Below are 23,810 nucleotides of genomic sequence, written 5' to 3'. Positions count from 1 at the left end.
GGAAATGATTAGCTGTTTAAATTACCGCCGCGGACTTCCTGCAGCTGACGGACAGCTTCAATCTGCTCGTCGTTCAACTCAGCATAGTTGCCGGCAGCGTCTAACGTCAATATAACGGACGTTCCTGTCAGGGAGTATTTATTCGTAAGATCCCCGAACTGCTTGGATTCTACTTTATAATCCGCTTCTTCATACTGATTTTCATTCGCAAGAGCGTAAATATCAAGCTCCGGAATCATTTCGAGCATGATGGCGTCGTTGCCCATGATACTGTAGATATCATTTTGTCCCTCTACTTCGCGGACTTCAATTTCCTCATTAGGTTTACTGATAATAATATTCATCGTGACATTCATCCTTTCTGCTTCCAAATCAATAGTAGTTACCGTACAAAAACGTTCCTCTCCTGCTATAACCGTTTCCTTCTTTCAACAAACATAAAAAAAAAAGATAAAATCATAATGGAAATAATCAGATTTCTTTAGGCGTATAAGTAGACATACGCTGCTGTGGCACATATGATGGAAAAAGATAAAATAGTGGTAAGGGAGATATGTAATTATGATTGATGCAAATCAGCTGACACCAAATGAAACCTATAATTTAATCGAAGAAATGGAACGCTATGATTCAGACCGTCTGGCATTGAAATGGCAGGACGATAAAGGAAGCCGCCGCGAGGTTACATATCATGAACTGATTCAGCAGGCCAATCAGTATGCGAACGTACTCACCGGCCTTGGACTTTCCAAAGGAGATAAAGTGCTTGTCATGGTTCCCCGTCTTGTGGAAGCCTATGTTACGTATTACGCGTGCCTGAAAGCAGGCCTTGTGATTATTCCTTCGTCAGAAATGCTCCGGGCGGATGACATTAAGTACCGGGCGGATCATTCCGGATCCCGCGCGATTATTTCGTATGCTCCGTACGCAGATGAAATTGACCGGATGGATCCTATGCCGGAGACACTCGACCATAAGCTGATGATCGGTGGCAGCAAAGAGGGATGGAAAGAGATTGAAACAATGGCAGCTGAAGAATCCCAAAGCTTTAACATTGTACAGACTCACCGTGATGACACTGCTTTTCTTCCGTACACGTCGGGAACGACGGGTAAACCAAAAGCTGTCGTGCACAGCCATGGCTGGGCCTATGCCCATCTTAGGGTAGCGGCAGATGAGTGGCTCGACATTCACGAAAACGATGTTGTGTGGGCTACCGCCGGACCAGGCTGGCAGAAATGGGTCTGGAGCCCATTTTTATCTGTGCTCGGTCAGGGCGCCACCGGATTTGCCTACAACGGCCGGTTTGATCCGGAGACTTACCTGCAGCTGCTTCAGGACGAAAGAGTAAATGTGCTTTGCTGCACCCCGACAGAGTACCGGTTGATGGCTAAAATTGAAGGTCTCGAAAAGTATGATCTTTCAGCGATGCACAGCGCGGTTTCAGCAGGAGAGCCTTTGAATGAAGAAGTCATTCAAGTGTTCCGGGACAAGTTTAATCTTCCTGTGCGTGACGGTTACGGGCAGACAGAAAGCACGCTCCTTATCGGAACGCTGAAGGGCGTGCCTGAAAAAATAGGTTCTATGGGTAAACCGATGATCGAACAGTTTATTGAAATAGTAGATGAAGATGGAAACCCGGCGGAGGCCAATGAAATTGGCAATATCGCTGTACATCGTGATCTTCCATCGCTGTTTCAGGGCTATTACAGAGAGCCCGAACGTACAAATGATTCCTACCAGGGCGATTACTTTTTAACCGGTGACAGAGCGATGAAGGATGAAGATAATTACTATTGGTTCCAGGGGCGCAGTGATGACATTATTATCAGTTCAGGATATACGATCGGGCCGTTCGAAGTAGAGGATGCACTCACAAAACACCCATCGGTCAAAGAATGTGCCGCTGTGGCAAGCCCGGATGATATCCGGGGTAATGTCGTGAAGGCTTTTATCGTGCCTAACGGCCAGGTGGAAAATGAAGAGGATTTAACGAAGGAACTGCAGAATCACGTAAAGGAAATGACCGCTCCGTATAAATATCCGCGCCGCATTGAGTTTGTTGAATCACTGCCAAAAACAAGCTCTGCAAAAATACGTCGCATAGAACTACGCGAACAGGAGATCGCGAAGGCGAACAAAGATCAATAGCTGAAACAGCCTGAATCGACTGCCCTGCAGCATATGCCGCAGGGCAGTCGCATATTTTCGCGACCCCTGTTTCGTAAAAATATAAAATTAGGTAAAAATTAAAAATATTTTTAGGAAAGCGTTTACCTTACTAGTGTTTTCAGTTAGAATAAAAACAACCCCGCCGAGGGGGAACGAGTTGAAACAAAAATAGTAACAATTGTTTCAATTTTAAAAATATGATGCAAGCATATGATTAAAGGGGGGCTCATTATTTTATCTCTTATTACATTTATTATTATCGTCGGGGCAATTTGGCTTTTTGCTTTTACCCGCAGCCGCTCAGTTAAAACGGATAGCGCTGAAGGGTATTTTCTTGCCGGCAGAAGTTTAACTGGTATTACGATTGCCGGAACAATTATTATGACGAATTTGTCCACGGAGCAGATTGTCGGGCAAAACGGCCAAAGCTATGCTTCCGGGATGGAAGTGATGGCGTGGGAAGTAACTTCAGCTATAGCGATTGTATTACTGGCACTTGTGTTTCTTCCAAAATACTTAAAATATGGTGTGGACACTGTTACTGATTTTATTGAAACCAGGTACGATAAAACAACGAAACGAATTGCTTCTTTTCTGTTTATTTTCACTTATATGACTTCTTTTTTACCTGTTGTATTGTACTCTGGTTCACTTGTATTCAATCAAATTTTTGCAGTCGATCAGCTGCTCGGCGTAGAGCCCTTAACAGCCGTAGCTTTTATCGCTGGATTAACAGGACTTATTGGTCTTCTTTACCTCTTAATGGGCGGTTTGAGGTTAAGCGCTTTCAGTGATACCGTTTATGGCCTTGCTCTTTTGCTCGGTGGACTTACTATTCCCGTTCTTGGTCTCATGGCCTTAGGTGATGGCAACTTCTTCCGTGGTATGGAAACGATTCAGGCCAATACTCCTGAAAAGCTAAACTCTATTGGCGCTATTGATTCTTCTTATGTACCGTGGCCGACGCTCTTTTTAGGAATGTTTTTTAATAACTTGTTTTTCTGGTGCACAAACCAGATGATCGTACAAAAAGCGTTGGCTGGAAGAAACTTAAAGGAAAGTCAGAAGGGTGCTTTATATGTAGGCTTCTTTAAAATATTCGGCGCGTTGTTTCTAGTTTTTCCAGGAATTATTGCGTTTAATCTGTTTGGCGGCGAACTTAGAACAGCAGATAACGCGTATCCACGTTTAGTTACTGAAGTACTGCCGCCGTCGGTGGAAGGAATTTTTGCAGCAGTCATTTTTGGAGCTATTTTAAGTTCATTTGTCGGTGCTTTGAACGCAACCGCTACTCTGTTTACCCTGGACTTTTACAAGCCGTTAATTAAAAAAGATGCAAGCGACAGACAGGTAGCGAGGGCTGGTAAATTCATTACAGTAATTGTAGCTTTAATTGCTATTTTAATTGCTCCGCTGATTTCTTTTGCTCCGTCGGGGCTTTACAATGTCGTTCAATCGTTTAACGGACTATACAGTATGCCGCTGCTTGTCATTATCATACTCGGATTCTATTTCAAGTATGGTACAGCCTTTGCCGCAAAAGTGACATTTATCACTCACGTAGTACTTTACGGTATTTTCTGGATATTTATGGATTACCATTATCTGTACGCCTTCAGTGTGTTGTTCTTTGTCGACATTTTCGTCTTATGGCTGGTAAGCCGGTGGAAGCCGCTCGACAAGCCGTTTGAGTTCCAGGAAAATATCAACAAGGTTGATATGACACCTTGGAAGCACAGAAAATGGGTGAGCGCAGTCATTATTATTACTGTGGTAGTAACCTACCTGCTGTTCTCTCCAATCGGTCTTGCCGTTTAACAAACAGTAGATATTAAGAAAGCTGCGGTGCCGTGAGGTGCTGCAGCTTTCTTTATGTTGAGGCTGAATATGCGTTTCATGGCTGCATACCGAGCCATCTTTTGATTTTCTTCCGGAGGAAAAAACCGGCAGTGCTCAAAATGAGAAGAAGAGCGAGGGCGATCCAAAGCAGTACGCGGTTGCCGGAGACAATACTTTCACCGAACGTGCCGTACATCATCATCCCGGGGATGATACCGATCATGGTTGCAGAAATAAAATGTGGATACTTTATTTTCGAAAAGCCGGACAAATAGCTTAGCATGCTGAACCCCATCAGCGGGACGAGGCGGAGCACCAGCACTACGAAAAAACCATGGTTTTCCATCAAATATTTCATTCTGGGGTTCCACGGGATCTGACGTTTGCTGAATATGGTTTTCCCCATAAAACGTCCGATAAAATACCCGCTCGTTGCTCCTCCAAGGGCACCTGTCCATATATAAAGTATTCCGGGCCATATGCCGTAGGTGATACTTGCAGTAATGGACAAAAGGGAGGAAGGAAAATAAATAAAAGGGCCCAGCGTGTAGGCAAGCAGAAAAACGAACGGTGAAATCCATCCAAACGAAGTGATGAAGTTCTGAATTTCTGTTGGACGAATGCTCATTCTGATGTTGAAAAGGTAATACAGCCCGATTAAAGCGGCAATAAATAAGAAGCCTTTGGTAATATTCATACGTGAGCGCACGTTTTTCCTCCTTTGCTGCAGAAGCTGGGCAGTTTATACTGCTTAATATTTGTGAAACAAGCAGTAGAGCGGGGCTGTTTCTGCGAATTTAGACTATTTCAGCTTAACACGCGATGATACATACAACGACAATTAATGAAAGGCATCATATAAATTATTAAAAAAACGCATACATGAAGATGTAGAAGGGAAACCCACTAAAGCAGGCAGATAAACATATACCTGGAAAGGATGAATGAACATGGCAAATAGTGTAGCAGGAGTAAAAATTCCTGACAGTAAAATAGCAAAAGAAGCAGCTGATCTGTTGCGGGAATACGGGTCCGAACTGCTGTGGAATCACTCGAACCGCGCCTATCTTTTCGGAGAAATTCAGGGAAGGGAAGCCGGATTGAAGTATGATTCGGAGCTGTTATATGTGAGTGCTCTGTTCCATGATCTCGGGTTGACGACTCAGTACAGCAGTCCTGATAAACGGTTTGAGGTAGACGGGGCCAATGCAGCCCGCAGCTTCCTGCAGCAGCATAACATGGAGGATGAGTCTATCCGTCTTGTGTGGGACGCTATCGCTCTGCATACGACAATTGGGGTTGCAGAGTATAAAGAGTCTGAGGTTTCCCTTCTTTATTCAGGAGTAGGACTTGACGTTATGGGAGATGGATACCATCAGTTTCCTGAAAAATTACGGGAAGAGGTCGTAAGCGCGTACCCGCGGAATAATTTTAAAGAAAAAATTCTTCCTGCTTTTTATGAAGGGTTCAAGCATAAGCCGGAGACGACATTCGGAAATATTAAAGCAGACGTCTGCGAGCGGTTTATGCCGGATTATAAGAGTCCAGACTTTTGCGAATGTGTTCTCCATTCTCCGTGGAAAGAATAAAAATACGATAAACAAACAGAGGTGCTGCCGTTTCGACGGCAGCATTTTTTATAGGGGTGGACAATTTAGGTTAAACGCTTTACCATAGTCTCTCATAGTTTTAAAAAAGAGAGGTGGCAAAGATGAGTATTCTTCGTACGAACCGGGCCATTATTATCGCTTTTATGATAGGAACTTTTTCCATTGGTATGACTGAATACGTGATTACTGGTCTTGTCACTCAATTATCGAACGATTTAAATGTACCTGTTTCTCTTACTGGTCTCCTGCTCAGTGTGTACGCTATCAGTGTGGCGGTTTTTGGTCCTATCTTTCGTATCACAACGATGAAGTTTCCGGTCAAGCCGGTACTGATTTCCTGTATGGCAGTCTTTGTGCTAAGCAATGCTTTAGCAGCAATGGCGACGTCTTTTACCGTGCTTGTGGTAGCGCGCCTGATTTCAGCGGCGATTCACGCTCCGTTTTTTGGTCTCAGTCTTGCTATGGCCCACCACATTGTAGCTCCGTCGAAAAGAGGGCAGGCAATTGCTGCTGTGCAGGGCGGCTTAACTATCTCAATTATGCTTGGGGTGCCGTTCGGATCGTTTCTTGGCGGCATGCTGGAGTGGAGAATTGTATTTTGGATGATTGCTGTCCTTGGATTGATTACGCTAATCGGACTTGTGCTGACCCTGCCAAATGAAAAGCCGACCGAGATCCCGAAAGTGAAAAACGAACTGGGTGTTTTTAAAGAAAAGACATTTCTTATGACGCTTGCCATCGTTATTCTCGGCTATTCAGGTGTTTTTACGACCTATGTGTTCAAAGAACCGATTTTGCGTGAAATAGGCGGTGTGGACGTAGTAGGTGTAACATTTGCGCTATTTGCGTTCGGCACGGGGGCTGTGGCCGGGAACTTCCTTTCAAGCCGCATCCCGCTTCATCATTTAACGAGCAGGCTGCGTATTGCGTTTTTGCTTTTGACACTCATTTTGATTTTCTTTATACCAATGATCAGCGTTATCGGCACGTTATTTGTCGCAAGCTTTCTACTCGGAATGTTTGCGTTTGGCACAGTGCCGCTGTTAAATGCCAAGCTGCTGATTACCGGCCAGCATGCTCCTTCTCTTGCCGGAACAATAGCTGCAGCCGCCTTTAACCTGGCAAACGCGCTCGGAGCTACTCTGGGAACAATTGTACTGAATGCGGGAGTAACGTTTTTTGTGCTGACGCTTTGCGGGGCAGCTCTCTCTGTCATCGGTATTCTGCTTACAATACTGCTTCACCGGATGGAAAGCAGAGAGGCTGCTGAATCTTCGGGTGCAGCTTAAACAGTTGAGTCAAAGCATGAGGGCTGTATTCGGAAAAATCCGGAACAGCCCTTGTTAATGATTCAGACACATACGTATTTAAATTAGAAATTTAAAAAGGAAGGTATTATGACCAATATTCTTGTAATCAATGGCCATGAATATTACCGCCATTCGAAAGGCTCTTTGAATCAAACTCTTTTTGATTACATAGTCAGGCAGTTGAATGAAAACTATGCAGTGAAAACGAGCGTGCTTCAGGAAGGTTTTAAAAAGGAAAAAGAACAGCGAAAGGTATTGTGGGCGGACTATGTTATTTATCAAACACCCATTTACAATTACAGTGTCCCGGCTCTATTCAAAAAGTATCTGGACGAAACGCATGAATACGGGGTTTATTTTCAAGGAAAAGCAAAAGAGTATGGAATAGGCGTGGGGCTGTTGAATGATACAAAATATTTATTTTCGACTACGTGGAATGCACCTGTTGACTCCTTTGGCAGAGAAGATTCATTTTTCGAAGGCCGAACGGCCGATGAAGTATTATTTCATCTGCATTTAAGCCATAAGTACGCCGGGATGGAGCGGTTGAAAACATTTTCCTGTTTCGATGTAAAGAAAAATCCTGACATCGAAAAATATAAAAAAGATTTATATAATCATTTAAAGCTTTATTTTTCTATTAATAATAAATAATTTTTAAAAGTGAATTTGTAAAACGAAGTGCTTTGGCCCCTTAATGTAAAAATTTATGATGTATTTAAAGAGATATTAAACTTTATTTACCTAATTAATGTATAAAATATTACTTTTATTAAAATGAGATTACAAATGTCCTAATGTCGTTGTTTAACGATGTTGGGTCAGATATACTCGGTCATGTTGAGTCGCTGATTCAACGCACATAAAAATTTTTAAACTACTTAATGGAGGTGCAGTTTCACTCCGTCGTGACCAGCCGTTGTTACTCCAGTCGTGTGGCAAAAAGGCAAGTAAACATATAAGAAAAATAAATAATACCTACTTAATTAAGTTTCGGTGATAGGTGCTGCGACGAGTGAACATTATAATGAAAAAATATCTTTTTGGAACAGCAATTACAGCAGGGGTTCTGTTTGGCGCCCCGCAGGCAGCAGACGCATCAATCGATGATCACGGATCTTTATCTTACGGAGACACTAATTCCTCGGTAAACGATTTACAGGAAACCTTAAAGGATGAAGGGTATTTCCATGGATATACCGGCTCAAGGTTCGGTCCAAAAACGTTAAGTGCGGTAAAAGAATATCAATCCGATCACGGCATTTCATCCCCGGCCGGCAGTTATTACGGCGTAGCCGGTCCATCGACGCAGGACTCTTTAATGGGATCAGGCTCTTCGGGTGAACAGGTAGCTGGCGCATCTACAAGCAGCAGCTCGGGTATTACGAGTACCGCTAAGCAATACATCGGGTCACCTTATGTATGGGGCGGCGAGTCTCCAAGCGGATTTGACTGCAGCGGTTTCATTAACTACGTCTACGCGCAGCACGGGGAAAGCATGCCGCGTACTGTATCTTCAATCTACAGTGCGAGTACAAAGGTATCTAGCCCATCCCCGGGAGATATTGTCTTCTTTGATACAAGAGGCGGAGCTTCCCACGCGGGCATTTATATAGGAAACAATGAATTTGTTCATGCTGGGGCTTCTACCGGAGTAACTACATCGAGTCTTGACAGCTCTTACTGGGGTCCACGTTACATGGGCGCGGGCCAAATTTAAATCAGAATTCAAAAAAACAGGCGTGACGCCAATTAGTGGTCACGCCTGTTTTTTGTATTAGAATACATTCATTATAATGAATCCTCCTGCTCCAGCGAGCACCCCGTAAAGGATGGCCGGGCCGAGCGTTTTGCGGATTACGCTGCCTTCTTTTCCCTCCATGCCAACCACTGCACATGCAGCGACTACGTTATGAATACAAATCATGTTTCCGGCGCCGGAGCCTACAAGCTGTGCGCCGAGTACGACACTGGCATCTACTCCAGTAGCATTGGCGATGCTGTATTGTACAGGGGAGAACGTAAGAGTGGAAACGGTGGCACTTCCGGTAATAAATGATCCAAGTTCTCCAAGAAACGGTGCGACAAGAATCCACATTGGGCCGAAAGCAGCCGCCATACCGGCTGCGATATACTCTGGCATACTGGTTATATCGTTGGTATTAATTCCGGAATTACTGAACACATGCACCATCACAAGCGTGGCGAATAAAGTAATTCCGGTAATTTTGATAGTGGAAAGAGCTTCTTTGGAAGAAGCGGTGAAATTTTTAAATGAACGCCGTTGAATCAGTACTGCAAGCAGGGCAGTAACAGTGAGAATGGTTCCGGGAGAATACAGCAGCTCCCAGTTGGAAGTTACTCCTTCAACCCCTAAAATGTTAGTCCAGGAAAGGTCAAGAACTGTAGTCGTAAATTCCCGCAACCACGGAACAATTCTTGTTAGAAGCAGGAGGGCCACCACGATCAAGTACGGCGACCAGGCGGTAAAAAGACTCATGTCGGATTTTTTTGTATCAATTTCGAAATCTTCCTGCAGGGCATCCGTCCAGATGTCTTTTGGAAGCAGAATTCCTTTTTTTGCGGTGAATGTCGCTGCAGCAAGTCCGGTGAGCGCTCCTAAAATAGCGACAAACTCCGGTCCGAACAAGAACGCGTATAATAACGCTGACGACGTGTACACAGCTCCGATCATCAATGTCCAGGGAAGCATTGGCCATGCGTCTTTCAACCCGTTGCCTTTTCCGAAAAACAGAGTGAGCACCACAATTAGAATAAATGGTATAAAAGTGCCGCCAAACAGATCAATTAATGTAACTGAAATACCGACTTCCTGAAAAAAGGCAGGGCTTGCTGGCTCAAGTGTGCTGAGACCGACAATCACAGGCGTACCCACGGCTCCAAAAGCAACGGCTGAACTGTCCGCTATAAGCGCTGTAGATACTGCAGCAAGCGGCTTAAAGCCTAAGGCCAGCATCAGTGGAGCAGTAATCATTGCCGGGGTGCCGAAGCCGGCGGCTCCTTCAAGCAGGGAGCCAAACAGAAAAGCAACGATGATCAGCTGCACCCGCATATCCTCTGAGATACTTTGAAACCCCTGGTTGATACGGTCCACAGCTCCGTTTTTCCGCAGAGTATTCAGCAGTACGAGCGCTCCAAATAAAATAAGCAGAATGGTTAATGTTTTATGAGCGCCCTGCAGAATGGAAGAAAGAATAACCTGGCTTCCCATGCCCCATACTGTAACGGCAAGCAGAAGCACAATCACAGAACTGAGAGTCATTCCTTTAATGGCAGGCATGCGAAGCAGAACAAGAAAAAGAAATGGAAAAATAACAGCGCTTAGCGCGACGAGCATCAGCATAGACGTATCTCCTTTAGAGGGGAAATAATTAAAAATAAAAGTTAAATTCATTTTTGGAGGTATGGTCATCAGATGTCTTAATTCTATGTTAAACGCTTTCATCAATAGATGCAATAGGAGATCCTGATCCAGGGGAGGCGTAGAATATTTTGTCGTTTTTCAGACATAAATCAGACAATATATTGTCACAGCTAAGGATTAAAGCTGATTAAAAATTGATTAAGCTTGAGCGTTCTAAACATTGAATAGTTATTCAGTGTATTTGAGGATAAATTTACCAATATCATTGCTGCTGGACAGAATTATTAGTATATTGATGAAGGATGAAAAAATCATTCATATTACCGATTGCGGGGGAGAGATGCTTTCTTGTCCTTTTTACCATTAATTATGCTCGAAGTAATGCTTCCAATCTTTATTTTGCTGCTACTCGGAGCAGTACTTCATCGGATATATGATTTTCATCTCAGTACGTTGTCCAAGCTGTTAACGGGACTGTTTCTCCCGGTCGTTATTTTCACAAACATTTCTACCATGGAGGTGGAATCATCTGTTTTGCTTGAGGTTGGTGCCTTTCTGCTTATCCAGTTTTTCTTTCTGGCTCTGTTTGCCGGCGTATGTGCGAGATTGTTCGGGATGGATGCGAAGCTTACTGCGACATTTAAAAACAGTGTAGTACTTATGAATTCAGGAAACTTCGGGCTGCCGGTCAGCCAGCTGGTGTTCGCTTCCAACCCGCTCGGGGTATCAATCCAAATTATTGTGCTGATGTTTCAAAACTTTTTAACATTTACATATGGAGTTTTTACTTCTGCAACTACACAGAAAACAGAAATAAAGGAAAACCTGTCTCCTTTATTTAAAACGCCCACGATTTACGCCTTAGCTCTTGGTCTTGTGTTTTACATATTTAATCTTTCACTGCCAAAAGCGGCAGAGCAGGTGCTAAATCAGATTGCTGCCGGGTTCACGGCTCTCGCGCTTCTTGTCCTTGGGGCACAGATTGCTTATCCGAAGCTGAAATATTTATCCACGGTCTTCTTTTTTACCATCAGTCTTCGATTAATGGGGGCTCCGCTTATCGCTTTGGGAATTATTTGGCTGCTTCAGCTTGAAGGAACGATTGCCCAGGCATTATTTATTGCAAGCTCGTTTCCCATGTCCAGAAACAGCGCCCTGTTTGCGCTCGAATACGATAATTATCCGGAATACGCTGCTCAAAGCGTGCTTATTTCTACAATACTTGGAGGGCTGACGGTTTCCGTTGTCATCTTTTTATCACAGATATGGTTTGGGTAAAGGCGGTAAAACTGTCAGGACCGCTGATAAAAGCTTTTTATAAAAATAGGAACCCCCGTTCACTGCTGAGGGGGATTCCTTTAACTGCATATCGTTCTTCTACGTGCCGCAGTAAGTGCGGTAGGGCACAAGCGTGGGAGCGGGCGGTGCTGAATATTTTTCCTGCTCCCTGGTGTGGGCATAGGGTTCTGAAAGTACATCCAGAAGCTGATTCATGACGCTGTAATCTCCATTTTTTTCGGCAGCTTCAAGTGCTTCTTCCACATGATGATTCCGCGGAATTACCGCCGGGTTGTGGTCACACATCAGCTGGCGGGCAGATTCTTCGGATTCATTTTGTCTTCCGATACGTTCAAGCCATTGTTCCTGCCAGGAAGCAAATCTGCTGTCTGTAAACAGCCCGGAGTCATCCAGCTTGTTAAAGGTGAGAGCCAGGAAGGTATTCGTGTAATCTGCTTCATGTTCCTGCATAAGGTTGAGCAGGTCGGTAATTAGTGCTTCGTCTTCTGTTTCTTCCGTGAAAAGGCCTAGTTTTGCACGCATACCCTGAATCCAGTACTCATTAAACTGTTCCGGGAAGCGGGAGATTTCTGTCTGCGCGAGCTCAACGGCTTTTTCCTGGTTTTCGTCAATCAGCGGGACGAGGGCTTCGGCAAACCGGGACAGGTTCCATTCTGCCATGATAGACTGTCTTCCGTAAGCATAGCGGCCGCGCGCATCAATTGAACTGAATACAGTTTTCGGATCATAGATGTTCATAAAAGCACACGGACCATAATCGATGGTTTCGCCGCTGAGAGCCATATTATCGCTGTTCATTACCCCGTGAATGAAGCCGGCAAGCTGCCATTTGGCAATTAAGGAAGCCTGGCGTGTAACAACTTCCCGGAGCAGCATCAGGTACGGGTTTTCTGTTTCCCGGACTTCAGGGTAGTGCCGGTCGATTGTGTAGTCGGCAAGAGCCCGCAGATCATTCATCGATCCGCGGTTTAAAGCATATTCAAACGTCCCGACGCGCAGATGACTTGAGGCCGTACGTGTTAACACTGCACCGGTCAGTACACTTTCACGAAAGACTGGTTCACCGGTTTTGACTACGGCAAGACTCCGGGTGGTCGGTATGCCAAGGGCATGCATCGCTTCACTGATAATATACTCGCGGAGCATTGGGCCGAGAGCGGCTCGTCCGTCCCCGCCGCGTGAATAAGGCGTGCGGCCGGATCCTTTCAGCTGAATATCGACTCTGCGGCCATCCGGCGTTATTTGTTCCCCGTGAAGCAGGGCGCGCCCGTCCCCGAGCATCGTAAAATGACCAAACTGATGACCGGCGTAGGCCTGGGCAAGCGGGAGGCCGTTTTCCGGCGTTTGGCTGCCTGCGAGTATCTGTACACCTTCTTCCTCTTTCAATTCCTCGCTGTCGAGTCCGAGAGAGTCAGCAAGCTGTTCGTTCAATACAATCAGCTCCGGGCTCTGAGCCGGGGCAGGGGTGATCTTGGAAAAAAAGGTATTCGGAAGGGAGGCATAGCTGTGTTCAAGCTGCCAGCCTGCTTTTTTTACTGTATTTTCTTCAGCCATAAAGACTCCTTTAAAATATATTTTTAAAACTCAGCAAGTTATATTGGGCAAATCATTATTTATAGAATGTACATTTTCATTATACAGGCCGGCCTCCTGGTACTTCAAATATTAAGATGCAAAATATATACATATAAAAAACGCTTCCTGCGTTCAGCAGAAAGCGCTGGAAAAATATTTAACTGTCTTGGTCAAAAATGGTCATACGTCTTTATGATGGAATGGACATTTGCCTTCTATCGGCTTAATGTCATCTCCAATGAAAAACTGCTTCCACTCATTGTGCGTCGGATCCCCGAAATGACTGATATCCGGGTGGGTGGGGAGGCCGTCCCACTTTTCTACGCGTCCCCGCACCTTTTCCCTCGACATAATGCCACCTTTTTCTGTACCTTCGAGGCCCTCAAAAATAGCCCTGGGCTGAAAGCCGAGAATCAAACTGTTCCCCAGATCTCTCGTTTTCCGCTGCTTATAGGCCGGGGCATTACCGAAAACAAAAACAGGTTCGCCGGCAAAATGGTAATCCCACAGAAAATGATCAGGGTCCTTTGGTTTGTCTCCCGGCCAGCTGTACCGGTCCTGTTCGTGCAGGTGCTGCAGAACGTCCCAGAAATAAGAACGATAATAATCGACGGACTGCTCACGTGTTTCCGGCTCGACGAAAAGGAACAGACCGTGCCGGGTAAAGGGTGGTTCTTTCATTAAATGCAGAAAGCTTTCGAGTACGCCGCCAAGGTGATCCCACTGATCATGGTTGATATAAGAGTAGCGGAGCTCTCCTTTCCGCTGTGCCTTCATGCCGAAAAAGCAGGGGAACTCGGGGTTGGTTACAACACGCTTAAAGGTCTGATATTCCTCCTGCAGCCAGGAGGGAAGCTCGTTGGAAGTTTCCATGTCTTCTTTCGTCAGCAGGTAAGGGCTGTTCGTTTTTAACATACTGCTGCTCCTTTCATTCAGGAAAAATCAAGGGCGCCGGGCCCCAGGTAAAAAAAGCTTTCAGCCTCTGAAGCATCATTGCCGGCTGAAAGCTTGTATAAAATGTTTAGCTGCTGCTGTTCTTCACGGCGTTGGTAAGCGTATTGAACTCCTCGTCACTCAGTTTAATGCCGGCTGCAGCGATATTATCTTCAAGGTGGCTTACCGTGGACGTTCCTGGAATTGGCAGGATGACATCAGAGCGCTTTAACAGCCATGCAAGCGCGAGCTGTGCTGGTTTCGCATTGTGCTCTTCTGCCAGCTGGGCGAGCGGTCCGCCTTCCTGGGCCAGTTCACCAGTAGCAAGAGGGAACCACGGGATAAATGCGATATTATTATCGGTACAATAGTCGAGCATTTCTTCGGAGTCACGATTGGCCAGGTTATAGCGGTTTTGGACAGAAGCAATGGAAGCTGCCTTTTGCGCTTCTTTAAATTGCTCTGTATTCACTTCACTGAGTCCAATGTGACGGATTTTGCCTTCCTCCTGCATTTTTTTCAGCTCACCGATCTGATCTGCAATAGGGACTTCAGGGTCTACACGGTGCAGCTGCATAAGATCGATGCGTTCAAGACCTAAGTCCATCAGATTCAGCTCCACCTGCTGACGCAGGTATTCCGGACGTCCCACCGGGCGCCAGTCATTAGGGCCTGCACGGGTGAGGCCGACCTTTGTCGCAATCGTCATGTCATCATTATATGGATGAAGCGCTTCTTTAATGAGGCGGTTGGCCGTGAACGGGCCATAGGCATCTGCGGTATCAATAAAGTTTACCCCGAGCTCTGATGCCCGTTGGAGCACACGAACGGATTCATCAGGATTGGAAGGTTCTTTCCATACTCCCTCACCGGTCAGCTGCATTGCGCCGTAACCTAAACGGTTTACTTCTATATCGCCACCGATCCGGAACGTACCGGCCTGATCTGCGGTAATGTCTGAATTACTCATATATGATCCTCCTTCGGTAAAAACAAAAGTATACATACCCTGTTTATCATACCCGCGCCGGGGTTTTTTTAATCAAATGCTTTTCCCAGAAGAATAAAAGCCGATTGGAAATGTATTTATATTAAAGAAGATGATAGAATGGTAGTTTTCGAGCAGGCACGTAAAGGTATAGAACAGAAGACGCATGAAATTATTCTCAGGTTTAAAGAGTAATATTCAACAGAGAAGGGCGTGTAATGGATGAATTCTTCATGGATCGAAATTAACGTAAAGGCTGTACGCAACAATATTCATCAAATTAAAAACCGGATGCCGGATAATTTTTTTGCTGGCATCGTTAAAAGTAATGCCTACGGCCACGGACTGGTTCCTATGGCCAAGTACATTGAAAACGAAGTTGATTATTTAGCGGCAGGGGTGGAGGAAGAAGGTATTGAACTGCGAAACAACGGTGTGAAAGCTCCTATATTAATCTTAGGTCCTTATTTTGATGCGGAACGCACAATTGATTACAACTTAACGCCTACCGTTGACACGATTGAAAAAATGAAAAAATTAGATGAGGCAGCACGGAAGAAAAATGCGGGGCTGTATCCCTTCCATTTAAAAATTAATATTTCTTTAAATCGTTTCGGCCTGGATGAAAAAGATTTAGGCGCATTTCTGGAAGCGTATCAAACATTAAAATCAGTGAAGATGGAAGGCGTTTATTCTCATTTTGCCGCAAACAAGCATGCAGAAAAAATTACTGTTCAAAGTGATCGTTTAAAGCAGTGCGTAGAAATCATAACGAAAATTTATCAAATTCATCCAACGTACGTGCATATGGCTAACAGCGCGATAGCTGTCAAACATCCAGATCTTGGATTTAATATGATTCGTATCGGCAATGCGATGTTCGGTCAGGCGGCGAGCAGAAACGGTTTGCGTTTTGAAGAAACGTTTGAGCTGAAAACACCTCTTCTTGAAACGCGGGAAATTGAAACAGGAAGCACAGCAGGATACGGGGATACAAAGCCGCTTGAGGAGCCGAGGACTATCGGGCTCATTCCACTCGGAGAAGCCCACGGATTTAACTTTGCACGCGAGAACCAGCCCGATACGTTAAAAAAGCTGACCTTCAACATTCTTAGGAATGTCCGTTCCTATGTCCGGCCGCCAGCGAAAATATTCTGGGGCGGGGAACCTGTTTCGATCGTCGGGAAGCCAAGTTCGCAGTTTTCCCTGGTGGACGTGACCGGAAAATCGGTCACTGAAGGGGAGGCTTTAACGGCAAGGGTTTCGATTATGAATGTACAGGAATCCATTGAACGGAAGTATATAGAATAACAGTAATAAAGCCCGCAGCTGCCAGGAAAAGGCGGCCGCGGGCCATTTTTTTATGAATTTATCAGCTGCTCAAGGACGGAAGCATTCTCCGCGAGTCCATCGGAAGGCCAGTTTCTCCCTTCCAGCAGGCCGAGGGAAAGCGACTGCATGCCGGTAATGTAATAGTTATCTGCGATGGTTTCGCTGTAGGATTCCCCGCTTTCCAATTCGATAGAAACCCTGCACGGACGTTCTGTCGGTACAAACGCCTGGTGGGCCCGCAGTACGCCTTTCGTGCCTACTACTTCGTACTCGTTGCGGAGAGCAGCGTTCATGCCCGAATCAAAGTGGGCAAGCCGGCCATCGGAAAAAGTAAGAACACCTGCAGCAGCCCAGTCACTGCCTCCGTTTTCATGAAATGAATAAAAAGCACTCGCATGCTCCGGTTCCCCCATGACCTGGCGGATGGCATGAATGCAGTAGCAGCCGACATCATACAGGCTTCCACCGCCGTCAGCCTGCGAATGAAGCCGTATGTTGCCTTCGGTATGCTGCAGCGGGAAAGTGAAAGATGAGCGCATCGTCACAACGTCTCCAATCGCATTACCTGCAAGCATTTTTTGTACAAGCTGGTGCTGGGGATGGAATCGGTACATGAACGCTTCCATAAACTGAACGCCGTGTTGTTCGCAGGCGTTTTTTATTTCCCCGGCTTCCGCCTCAGTCAGTGCCGCCGGCTTTTCGCATAATACATGCTTCTGCTTTTCGGCAGCTTTGATGCTCCATTCTTTGTGGAGATGGTTGGGGAGAGGAATATAGACCGCATCGATGCCCGGGTCTTCAAGCAGGTCGTCGTAGCTTTGGTATACCTTCGGAATATGAAAGGCTTCGGCTAGTTCCTCTGCTTTTCCGCTGGCGCTTGCGATCGCATACGCTTCGGCATTTTCCGTATGCTGCAGTGCAGGCAGCATCTGTCTTCTGGCGATATCGGCCGTGCCTAAAATTCCCCAGCGAATTGTTTTCATCAAAAAGCCTCCTCATTAATTGCAAAATACAGTCTCGCTGCCACATTGTACACCATTATGACAAAAGCTTCCTGCCATTTAGAACAAGCAAGCGTTCCGCCGGTTAAAATATTCCCTGCAGCAGAAGCGCTGCAGCCAGGAAAAATCCACACAGAACGGTACTTTTAATCGACGCCCCCATGAGCGGCCCATAAGATTCAGAAGGGTTGGTATCTTCCAGGGCAGCATAGGCCTTTACGAGTGGCCAGGCAGAAACAACGGCAATCAGCGCGTACCAGGGAAGCGCCCCGACAAGGATGCCTAAGGGGATAGTGAGCATTGCAAGCAGGGTAAAGGCTTTCGAAAGAAGAAGCCCTTTCTTTTCCCCGAGTACGACGACGAGCGTGTTTTTTCCGGAGTCACGGTCAGCGCGCCAATGAAGAAAATGATGATTGTAAAGCACCATCGTGGTTAATATGCCGATTGGCAGAGAAAGGAAAAATGACCGGACGTCAAAAAATCCCGTCTGTACGTAATAGCTGCCCATTACGGGAAGAACCCCGAACGAAAGCAGAATGGCGATTTCGCCGTATCCTTTGCCCCGGTAACCGAACTTAAAGGGAGGGGCTACATAAAAATAAGCAAGCAGTCCGCCGACGGCCGCGAGCATTAAAAGCGGCCATCCTTTGGCAATACTTAAAATGACGCCGCATAAAAGCGCCAGGGCCAGGAACGCCCACGTAACAAACGCGAATGTTTCTTCAGACACCCGGCCTCCCGTCAGCATGCCGGAATTGGTGGAAACATCGTTTGCCGTATCCTGTGCCTTTGTATCGACACCGTTTCGGTAGTCCCACAAATCATTCACCATGTTGGAAAACAAGTGGGCGCTGAATGCTCCGATCAGTGTAATAATAAACCAAAGCGGCTCAAAGACCCCGTTCCATGCGAAAGCCCCAAGTGTTCCTAATAGGACAGGCATAAGCATGACAGACAAAAAACTTGCCCGCGCGGCTTCAAGCCAGAAAGAAATTGTATGTTTCATAAGCATCGTCCTTTCCTCGCGAAATAAACATAAAGAAGTAAAATAAAACTGCTTATGAATTATATCAAAAAGAAAAGCTGAACACCTGATTCGTGTTTTATATTTAACCTGTTCTCTTAATGATTTAATTTACTATTTATCAAGTTGTGAATTAACACTGGAAGCATGTCGACAGTTTTTATTACTAAAAAACAGATAACTTATGTTGAAAACGAATAGATATATAACCCGAAGGTATTTCACTTCCAGGAAATGATTCGATAAAGTCTATTGTAAGCGATTGCGACGGGAGGGAGTTTATTTGAAAACACCAACGAGATTTTCGACCAGTCTAGTACAACGATACCTGCCGGATCCTTTTCTTTTTGTTCTTATTTTGACTATTGTGGTTTTTTTGTCAGGATTGTTTCTTACACCTAGTACGCCAATCAACATGGTTACTTATTGGGGAGAAGGGTTTTGGGATTTGTTGGAATTTGCGATGCAGATGGTTCTTGTATTAGTAACTGGGTATGTTCTTGCGAGTAGCCCTTTTTTTAATCGTTTGCTTGAAAGGACTGCTTCGATAGCTAAAACGCCAGGTCAAGCTATAGTGTTGGTGACTATAGTAGCTTTGACAGCCAGCTGGATTAATTGGGGTTTTGGCCTGGTTATAGGAGCTTTGTTTGCAAAAGAACTAGCGAGACAAGTACCTAAAGTTGACTATCGCTTATTAATTGCCAGTGCATATAGCGGATTTATAGTTTGGCATGGAGGTCTTGCCGGCTCCATCCCTTTAACAGTCGCAACTCCGGATAACATTTCAGAGGATACAATTGGTTTAATATCGACAAACCAGACGATTTTTTCTGCTTTTAATCTGGCTATTGTGGCTTCGCTTTTTATCGTTGTTCCAATTGTTAATAGGGTAATGATGAACCAAAATGATGCTGTAACTATAGATCCAACACTGCTTGAGGATAATAAAGCAGCAACAACTCTGAGTTCACCAGAAGTCTGGACACCGGCGGAAAAACTGGAAAACAGCAGATGGTTTGCCATGATTATAGGAGGTTTCGGATTAGTTTTTCTAGTGTACTATTTTTTCACGAATGGATTTCGATTGGACTTGAATATTGTAAACTTTATGTTCTTAACATTAGGCATTTTGTTTCACGGAACTCCAAAAAACTTCTTAAACAGTGTAGCGGAGGCTGTGAAAAATGCTGGAGGTATTATTATTCAATTTCCATTCTATGCAGGCATTATGGGAATGATGGTTACCTCTGGTCTTGCAGTGCAAATCTCAGAATGGTTTATAGCATTTTCCACAGAAGCAACATTCCCACTGTTTTCTTTTCTTAGTGCCGGCATAGTTAATTTCTTCGTGCCTTCCGGAGGAGGACAGTGGGCTGTTCAAGCTCCTATTATGCTTGAAGCTGGAGCAACACTTGGCGTTGATCCAGCGAAAACAGTGATGTCTGTTGCCTGGGGAGATGCCTGGACGAACATGATACAACCATTTTGGGCTTTGCCGGCACTTGCCATTGCCGGTTTACGTGCTAGAGACATTATGGGGTTTTGTGTATGGATTCTTGTGATTAGTGGAATTGTTATTGGTGCAGGTCTGACTTTTTTATAAAAGCTAATAAAATGCGTAGTTTTTCGTACACTATTACGCAAAAGCCTCTTCTACAAAAGCGATCCACGCCTGGGCGGCCTGCGTCTGATAGCTTTGCTTCCGCCAGATGAGCGCGAGCCGCCAGTGCAGCAGATCATCGTCGACAGCGAGCACAGAAACATTTCTGGTATCTGCTTTATGAACAACTGTTTCGGGAAGGAGGGCAACGCCCAGGCCTGCTATGGCACTCTCAAACAAAAAATCCCACTGGGAGCTTTCATAAAGAATGCCGGGTTCAAATCCGGCCTGAATACATGACTCGAAGACCCGGTCGTACAGGGCAAATCCCTGCTGAAACATTAAAAAGGATTCATGTTTTAAATCCCGCATTTGTATGCTTTCGCAGCCTGCAAGCGGATGATCCGCCGAGGTGACGGCGAGAATTTTCCGATCGATAATCTGGCGAATCTCAAATTGTTCTTCATCGACTGGAAGAATGGCTACACCGACATCGATATTTCCTTCAAGCAGGGACTGCTCCATAATTTTCGCGCCTTCTTCGACAATGCGCATACCGGCTTCTGGGTAGAATCTGCGGAAGTCGGCAATAATTTCGGGGAAAAAGCTGGAGCCGATGACGGGCGGGAGTCCGAACGTAAAGCTGCCTTTTTTGTGCAGTTTGATTTCTTCTGCTTCGTGCCACAGATCCTCTGCACTGCGAAGTACCTTCCGGGCGTGCTGGCGGATAATTTCCCCTTCTTTCGTAACAAAAAGATGACGGGTGGAGCGGTCGAGAAGACGCAGGCCGATTTCTTCCTCAAGTTGATGAATCGTTTTGCTTAAAGCGGGCTGGGAAATGTGAAGCTTTTCGCTGGCCCGGGAAAAGCTTAGTTCTTTGCAGACTTCGAGAAAAAAACGAAGCTGTTTAATATCCATGCGACACCTCTTATTCCATTTAGTAATAAATTTATATTATTTATCTATTTTACTTATGAAAGCGCTATTAGTAAAGTGAAAGTACCAATTAAAGAACTGAAAGGGGTTCATACAATGACGAAGGTACAGACGTCTTTTGAAGAGAGTGTTGCCCGCATTCAGGACGGTGCTACGCTGATTGTCGGAGGGTTCGGCCTGTGCGGCATTCCGGAAAAAGCCATTCAGGCGCTGGCTGAAAAGGGAACGAAAAATTTAACAGTAGTCAGTAATAATTGCGGCGTCAACGACTGGGGTCTTGGACTGCTGCTGGAAAATAAACAGATTAACAAAATGGTGGCTTCCTACGTAGGAGAAAATAAAATTTTTGAAGAGCAGTACTTGAACGGGGAACTCGAAGTGGAACTCGTGCCTCAGGGCACGCTTGCAGAGCGTATCCGGGCAGGCGGCGCCGGTATTCCCGGCTTTTACACGCCGACCGGTGTAGGAACCCCAATTGCTGAGGGGAAGGAACATAAGGTTATCGGCGGCAGACAGTGCATTCTTGAAGAAGCCATTCAGGGAGATGCGGCTCTTGTAAAAGCTTGGAAGGGCGATGCCTACGGGAACCTTATTTACCGGAAAACAGCCCGGAATTTTAATCCGCTGGCAGCAGCGGCAGGGAAATTTACAATCGCAGAGGTGGAAGAGCTGGTTGACGTCGGTGAACTCGATCCGGACTTTATCCACACACCGAGCCTCTACGTTCAGCATCTTCTTGTCGGCACATCGTATGAAAAACGCATCGAACGTAAAACGGTCCAACAGGCATAAAAGGAGGAGGAAGACAATGAGTAGTCAAAGAGAAAACATTATACAACGGGCAGTAAAGGAAGTCGAAGACGGCACGATTGTGAACCTGGGCATTGGCATGCCGACAATGATCGCTAACTACATTCCGGCAGATAAAGATATCTTTCTTCACTCCGAAAATGGTCTGCTCGGCATCGGGCCGTATCCGGAGGAGGAAGACGTGGATGCGGATCTGATTAATGCTGGAAAAGAAACAGTAACAGTGAAGCAGGGAGGTTCTTTCTTTGATAACGCGGAATCCTTTGCTATGATCCGCGGCGGCCATATTGATCTCGCAATTCTCGGGGGCATGGAGGTTTCCGGGCAGGGAGATCTTGCGAATTGGATGATTCCCGGGAAAATGGTCAAAGGCATGGGCGGTGCCATGGATATTGTGCAGGGAGCGAAAAAAGTAGTTATCATCATGACTCATACGAATAAAGAAGGGGAATCGAAAATCCGGACGGAATGCGCTCTGCCGCTGACTGGGGAAAAAGTAGTAAGCAGGTTGATTACAGATATGGCGGTCTTTGATTTTACTCCATCGGGTATGGTGTTGAAAGAAGTATTGAACGGGGCAGACGTAAAAACAGTGGAGCAGTATACAGAAGCTTCTTTTACAATTGACGAAGCTCTAATAGACCGGGAGGGGAAACAATGAAGATGGAAGAGGTTCTGCTTGGCGGAGCGGTACGGACGCCGGTCGGCGGCTTTATGGGCAGTTTAAAGGATGTACCGGCTGTAGATCTGGGCGCGCTTGTGATTGAAGAAGCGCTTGAGCGTGCCGGTGTCCCGAAGGAAGAAGTAGATGAAGTCATTATGGGAAACGTGCTACAGGCAGGTCTTGGGCAGAACCCGGCAAGGGTGGCTTCTTTAAAGGCCGGTCTTTCTGAAAATGTACCTGCTATGACCATTAATAAAGTGTGCGGGTCCGGTTTGAAGGCTGTCCATCTGGCGGCTCAGGCCGTGTTGACCGGCGATGCGGAAATCGTCGTTGCCGGCGGGATGGAAAACATGAGTCAGGCTCCGTACCTGCAGATGAACGCGCGCAGCGGCTTTGGCATGGGAGACCAGAAGCTGGTTGACAGCATGCTCCACGACGGACTGATGTGCGCGGTGGAAAACTATCATATGGGTGTGACAGCAGAAAACATCAATCATGAGTACGGCTTTACACGGGAAGAACAGGATACATTCGCCGCAGCCAGTCAGCAGAAGGCAGCGGCAGCGAGAGATAATGGGATGTTCAAAGAAGAAATCGTGGCTGTCCAGGTGCCTCAGCGAAAAGGAGATCCCCTGTCAGTGTCAGAAGATGAACATATCCGAAGTGACACGACAGTGGAAAAGCTGAAAAAATTAAAACCGGCGTTTCAAAAAGATGGAAGCGTAACCGCAGGAAACGCTTCCGGGATCAATGACGGGGCAGCCGCCGTTATTGTGATGAGTGAAAAGAAAGCGAAGGAACTTGGCGTTACAGGCATGGCCCGGATCACCGGCAATGCCAGTGCTGCCGTGGATCCGAGCGTGATGGGACTGGGACCGGTCCCGGCCATCCGCAAAGCCTTAAACAAAGCATCCGTCTCGATGGAAGACATCGATCTGATTGAAGCAAACGAAGCGTTCGCCGCCCAGTCACTTGCTGTGCAGAGAGATTTGAATATCGATTCGGATAAATTGAATGTAAACGGAGGGGCGATCGCGTTAGGGCACCCGATTGGGGCAAGCGGCACAAGAATTTTCGTGACCCTGCTTCATCAGATGAAGCGCCAGCAGGTGGATACAGGACTGGCGGCGCTATGCATCGGAGGCGGCCAAGGTGTTGCTACCATCGTGGAAAGAGTTTAAATAAAAACGTTAATATGAGCAAATATAAAACATCTCCGGGCCGGCGCATACTCATCGGCTGCCGGGGATGTTTTTTTCAATAAAGGTTCCTAGACTATTGAAAAAATCTGCAGGACCGTTACCATTTAATCAGAAACGTCAACCGCGATAA

The 23,810-nt window shown here is 45.9% G+C and carries 21 protein-coding genes; 12 read left to right on the top strand and 9 right to left on the bottom strand.

Annotated elements, in window-relative coordinates; translation table 11 throughout:
- Window positions 1-8: 8 nt before the first annotated feature.
- Window positions 9-344 (bottom strand): hypothetical protein, encoded by a 336-nt coding sequence (locus BLV22_RS09395; RefSeq protein WP_091614388.1) that lies wholly within the window; start codon window positions 342-344, stop codon window positions 9-11.
- A 217-nt stretch (window positions 345-561) separates the two neighbouring features.
- Between BLV22_RS09395 and mbcS the strand changes: the two genes are divergently transcribed.
- Window positions 562-2,151: an acyl-CoA synthetase MbcS gene (gene mbcS, locus BLV22_RS09390; RefSeq protein ID WP_091614384.1), complete on the top strand. Its 1,590-nt coding sequence runs from the start codon at window positions 562-564 to the stop codon at window positions 2,149-2,151.
- A 231-nt stretch (window positions 2,152-2,382) separates the two neighbouring features.
- The gene (locus BLV22_RS09385; protein ID WP_091614381.1) at window positions 2,383-3,990 is read left to right on the top strand and encodes a solute:sodium symporter family transporter; all 1,608 of its coding nucleotides are present in this window, start codon (window positions 2,383-2,385) and stop codon (window positions 3,988-3,990) included.
- 76 nt (window positions 3,991-4,066) lie between these two features.
- Here BLV22_RS09385 and BLV22_RS09380 read toward each other — a convergent pair whose 3' ends face one another.
- The gene (locus BLV22_RS09380) at window positions 4,067-4,720 is read right to left on the bottom strand and encodes a TVP38/TMEM64 family protein (RefSeq protein WP_091614378.1); all 654 of its coding nucleotides are present in this window, start codon (window positions 4,718-4,720) and stop codon (window positions 4,067-4,069) included.
- A gap of 241 nt (window positions 4,721-4,961) precedes the next feature.
- Between BLV22_RS09380 and BLV22_RS09375 the strand changes: the two genes are divergently transcribed.
- The 4 genes from BLV22_RS09375 (at window position 4,962) to BLV22_RS09360 (ending at window position 8,651) form a co-directional block, all read left to right on the top strand.
- A complete protein-coding gene (locus tag BLV22_RS09375; RefSeq protein WP_022794018.1) occupies window positions 4,962-5,600 on the top strand; it encodes an HD domain-containing protein in 639 nt (212 codons plus the stop codon).
- Between the two features lie 122 nt (window positions 5,601-5,722).
- Window positions 5,723-6,910, top strand: coding sequence for an MFS transporter (locus BLV22_RS09370; RefSeq protein ID WP_091614376.1), 1,188 nt, complete (start codon window positions 5,723-5,725; stop codon window positions 6,908-6,910).
- 108 nt (window positions 6,911-7,018) lie between these two features.
- Window positions 7,019-7,585, top strand: coding sequence for an NAD(P)H-dependent oxidoreductase (locus tag BLV22_RS09365; RefSeq protein ID WP_091614373.1), 567 nt, complete (start codon window positions 7,019-7,021; stop codon window positions 7,583-7,585).
- 361 nt (window positions 7,586-7,946) lie between these two features.
- Window positions 7,947-8,651, top strand: a complete 705-nt coding sequence (locus BLV22_RS09360) for a C40 family peptidase (protein ID WP_091614371.1) — start codon at window positions 7,947-7,949, stop codon at window positions 8,649-8,651.
- Window positions 8,652-8,708: 57 nt separating this feature from the next.
- Here BLV22_RS09360 and BLV22_RS09355 read toward each other — a convergent pair whose 3' ends face one another.
- Window positions 8,709-10,295 (bottom strand): L-lactate permease, encoded by a 1,587-nt coding sequence (locus BLV22_RS09355; protein WP_091614368.1) that lies wholly within the window; start codon window positions 10,293-10,295, stop codon window positions 8,709-8,711.
- Between the two features lie 369 nt (window positions 10,296-10,664).
- Here BLV22_RS09355 and BLV22_RS09350 point away from each other — a divergent pair, with 369 nt between their 5' ends.
- On the top strand, window positions 10,665-11,594 hold the full coding sequence (locus tag BLV22_RS09350) for an AEC family transporter (protein ID WP_245724063.1): 930 nt from the start codon (window positions 10,665-10,667) through the stop codon (window positions 11,592-11,594).
- 99 nt (window positions 11,595-11,693) lie between these two features.
- Here the strand turns inward: BLV22_RS09350 and BLV22_RS09345 are convergent, their stop codons facing one another.
- From BLV22_RS09345 to BLV22_RS09335, 3 genes are all read right to left on the bottom strand, one after another.
- Window positions 11,694-13,169, bottom strand: coding sequence for a protein adenylyltransferase SelO (locus tag BLV22_RS09345; protein ID WP_091614365.1), 1,476 nt, complete (start codon window positions 13,167-13,169; stop codon window positions 11,694-11,696).
- A gap of 201 nt (window positions 13,170-13,370) precedes the next feature.
- A complete protein-coding gene (locus tag BLV22_RS09340) occupies window positions 13,371-14,105 on the bottom strand; it encodes a YqcI/YcgG family protein (protein WP_091614362.1) in 735 nt (244 codons plus the stop codon).
- Between the two features lie 106 nt (window positions 14,106-14,211).
- Window positions 14,212-15,093: an aldo/keto reductase gene (locus tag BLV22_RS09335; protein WP_091614359.1), complete on the bottom strand. Its 882-nt coding sequence runs from the start codon at window positions 15,091-15,093 to the stop codon at window positions 14,212-14,214.
- Window positions 15,094-15,333: 240 nt separating this feature from the next.
- On the opposite strand from BLV22_RS09335, the gene alr reads away from it, so the two are divergent.
- Window positions 15,334-16,422, top strand: coding sequence for an alanine racemase (alr, locus tag BLV22_RS09330; protein ID WP_091614357.1), 1,089 nt, complete (start codon window positions 15,334-15,336; stop codon window positions 16,420-16,422).
- Between the two features lie 50 nt (window positions 16,423-16,472).
- On the opposite strand, the gene BLV22_RS09325 is transcribed toward alr, so the two are convergent.
- Both BLV22_RS09325 and BLV22_RS09320 read right to left on the bottom strand, forming a co-directional pair.
- Window positions 16,473-17,426 (bottom strand): Gfo/Idh/MocA family protein, encoded by a 954-nt coding sequence (locus tag BLV22_RS09325; protein ID WP_091614354.1) that lies wholly within the window; start codon window positions 17,424-17,426, stop codon window positions 16,473-16,475.
- Window positions 17,427-17,529: 103 nt separating this feature from the next.
- The gene (locus BLV22_RS09320) at window positions 17,530-18,450 is read right to left on the bottom strand and encodes a prenyltransferase (protein WP_091614351.1); all 921 of its coding nucleotides are present in this window, start codon (window positions 18,448-18,450) and stop codon (window positions 17,530-17,532) included.
- 301 nt (window positions 18,451-18,751) lie between these two features.
- Here BLV22_RS09320 and BLV22_RS09315 point away from each other — a divergent pair, with 301 nt between their 5' ends.
- Entirely contained in the window at window positions 18,752-20,071 is a 1,320-nt protein-coding gene (locus BLV22_RS09315; protein WP_091614349.1) for a short-chain fatty acid transporter, read from the top strand.
- Window positions 20,072-20,104: 33 nt separating this feature from the next.
- Here the strand turns inward: BLV22_RS09315 and BLV22_RS09310 are convergent, their stop codons facing one another.
- Window positions 20,105-20,986 (bottom strand): LysR family transcriptional regulator, encoded by an 882-nt coding sequence (locus tag BLV22_RS09310; protein ID WP_091614346.1) that lies wholly within the window; start codon window positions 20,984-20,986, stop codon window positions 20,105-20,107.
- Between the two features lie 114 nt (window positions 20,987-21,100).
- Between BLV22_RS09310 and BLV22_RS09305 the strand changes: the two genes are divergently transcribed.
- Genes BLV22_RS09305 through BLV22_RS09295 form a run of 3 tightly spaced genes read left to right on the top strand, consistent with a single transcriptional unit; the run spans window position 21,101 to window position 23,659 of the window.
- Window positions 21,101-21,796 (top strand): CoA transferase subunit A, encoded by a 696-nt coding sequence (locus tag BLV22_RS09305; protein ID WP_091614344.1) that lies wholly within the window; start codon window positions 21,101-21,103, stop codon window positions 21,794-21,796.
- 16 nt (window positions 21,797-21,812) lie between these two features.
- On the top strand, window positions 21,813-22,475 hold the full coding sequence (locus BLV22_RS09300; protein ID WP_091614341.1) for a 3-oxoacid CoA-transferase subunit B: 663 nt from the start codon (window positions 21,813-21,815) through the stop codon (window positions 22,473-22,475).
- A complete protein-coding gene (locus BLV22_RS09295; RefSeq protein WP_091614338.1) occupies window positions 22,472-23,659 on the top strand; it encodes an acetyl-CoA C-acetyltransferase in 1,188 nt (395 codons plus the stop codon). The genes BLV22_RS09300 and BLV22_RS09295 overlap by 4 nt, the downstream gene beginning before the upstream one ends.
- Window positions 23,660-23,810: the final 151 nt, after the last annotated feature.

It is taken from the genome of Marinococcus luteus (assembly GCF_900106595.1).
GTDB classification, from domain to species: domain Bacteria; phylum Bacillota; class Bacilli; order Bacillales; family Marinococcaceae; genus Marinococcus; species Marinococcus luteus.
Note: the sequence above shows the minus strand (reverse complement) of the source record. Positions and strands in the feature narration are given on the sequence as shown.

What these genes read in the sequence shown, in the direction of transcription:
- BLV22_RS09310 (WP_091614346.1), bottom strand. Translation starts at nt 20,986, where the DNA reads ATGGATATTAAACAGCTTCGTTTTTTTCTCGAAGTCTGCAAAGAACTA.
- BLV22_RS09335 (WP_091614359.1), bottom strand. Translation starts at nt 15,093, where the DNA reads ATGAGTAATTCAGACATTACCGCAGATCAGGCCGGTACGTTCCGGATC.
- BLV22_RS09355 (WP_091614368.1), bottom strand. Translation starts at nt 10,295, where the DNA reads ATGCTGATGCTCGTCGCGCTAAGCGCTGTTATTTTTCCATTTCTTTTT.
- BLV22_RS09365 (WP_091614373.1), top strand. Translation starts at nt 7,019, where the DNA reads ATGACCAATATTCTTGTAATCAATGGCCATGAATATTACCGCCATTCG.
- BLV22_RS09340 (WP_091614362.1), bottom strand. Translation starts at nt 14,105, where the DNA reads ATGTTAAAAACGAACAGCCCTTACCTGCTGACGAAAGAAGACATGGAA.
- BLV22_RS09320 (WP_091614351.1), bottom strand. Translation starts at nt 18,450, where the DNA reads ATGAAACATACAATTTCTTTCTGGCTTGAAGCCGCGCGGGCAAGTTTT.
- BLV22_RS09395 (WP_091614388.1), bottom strand. Translation starts at nt 344, where the DNA reads ATGAATATTATTATCAGTAAACCTAATGAGGAAATTGAAGTCCGCGAA.
- mbcS (WP_091614384.1), top strand. Translation starts at nt 562, where the DNA reads ATGATTGATGCAAATCAGCTGACACCAAATGAAACCTATAATTTAATC.
- BLV22_RS09385 (WP_091614381.1), top strand. Translation starts at nt 2,383, where the DNA reads ATGATTAAAGGGGGGCTCATTATTTTATCTCTTATTACATTTATTATT.
- BLV22_RS09300 (WP_091614341.1), top strand. Translation starts at nt 21,813, where the DNA reads ATGAGTAGTCAAAGAGAAAACATTATACAACGGGCAGTAAAGGAAGTC.
- BLV22_RS09295 (WP_091614338.1), top strand. Translation starts at nt 22,472, where the DNA reads ATGAAGATGGAAGAGGTTCTGCTTGGCGGAGCGGTACGGACGCCGGTC.
- BLV22_RS09375 (WP_022794018.1), top strand. Translation starts at nt 4,962, where the DNA reads ATGGCAAATAGTGTAGCAGGAGTAAAAATTCCTGACAGTAAAATAGCA.
- alr (WP_091614357.1), top strand. Translation starts at nt 15,334, where the DNA reads ATGAATTCTTCATGGATCGAAATTAACGTAAAGGCTGTACGCAACAAT.
- BLV22_RS09305 (WP_091614344.1), top strand. Translation starts at nt 21,101, where the DNA reads ATGACGAAGGTACAGACGTCTTTTGAAGAGAGTGTTGCCCGCATTCAG.
- BLV22_RS09345 (WP_091614365.1), bottom strand. Translation starts at nt 13,169, where the DNA reads ATGGCTGAAGAAAATACAGTAAAAAAAGCAGGCTGGCAGCTTGAACAC.
- BLV22_RS09325 (WP_091614354.1), bottom strand. Translation starts at nt 17,426, where the DNA reads ATGAAAACAATTCGCTGGGGAATTTTAGGCACGGCCGATATCGCCAGA.
- BLV22_RS09370 (WP_091614376.1), top strand. Translation starts at nt 5,723, where the DNA reads ATGAGTATTCTTCGTACGAACCGGGCCATTATTATCGCTTTTATGATA.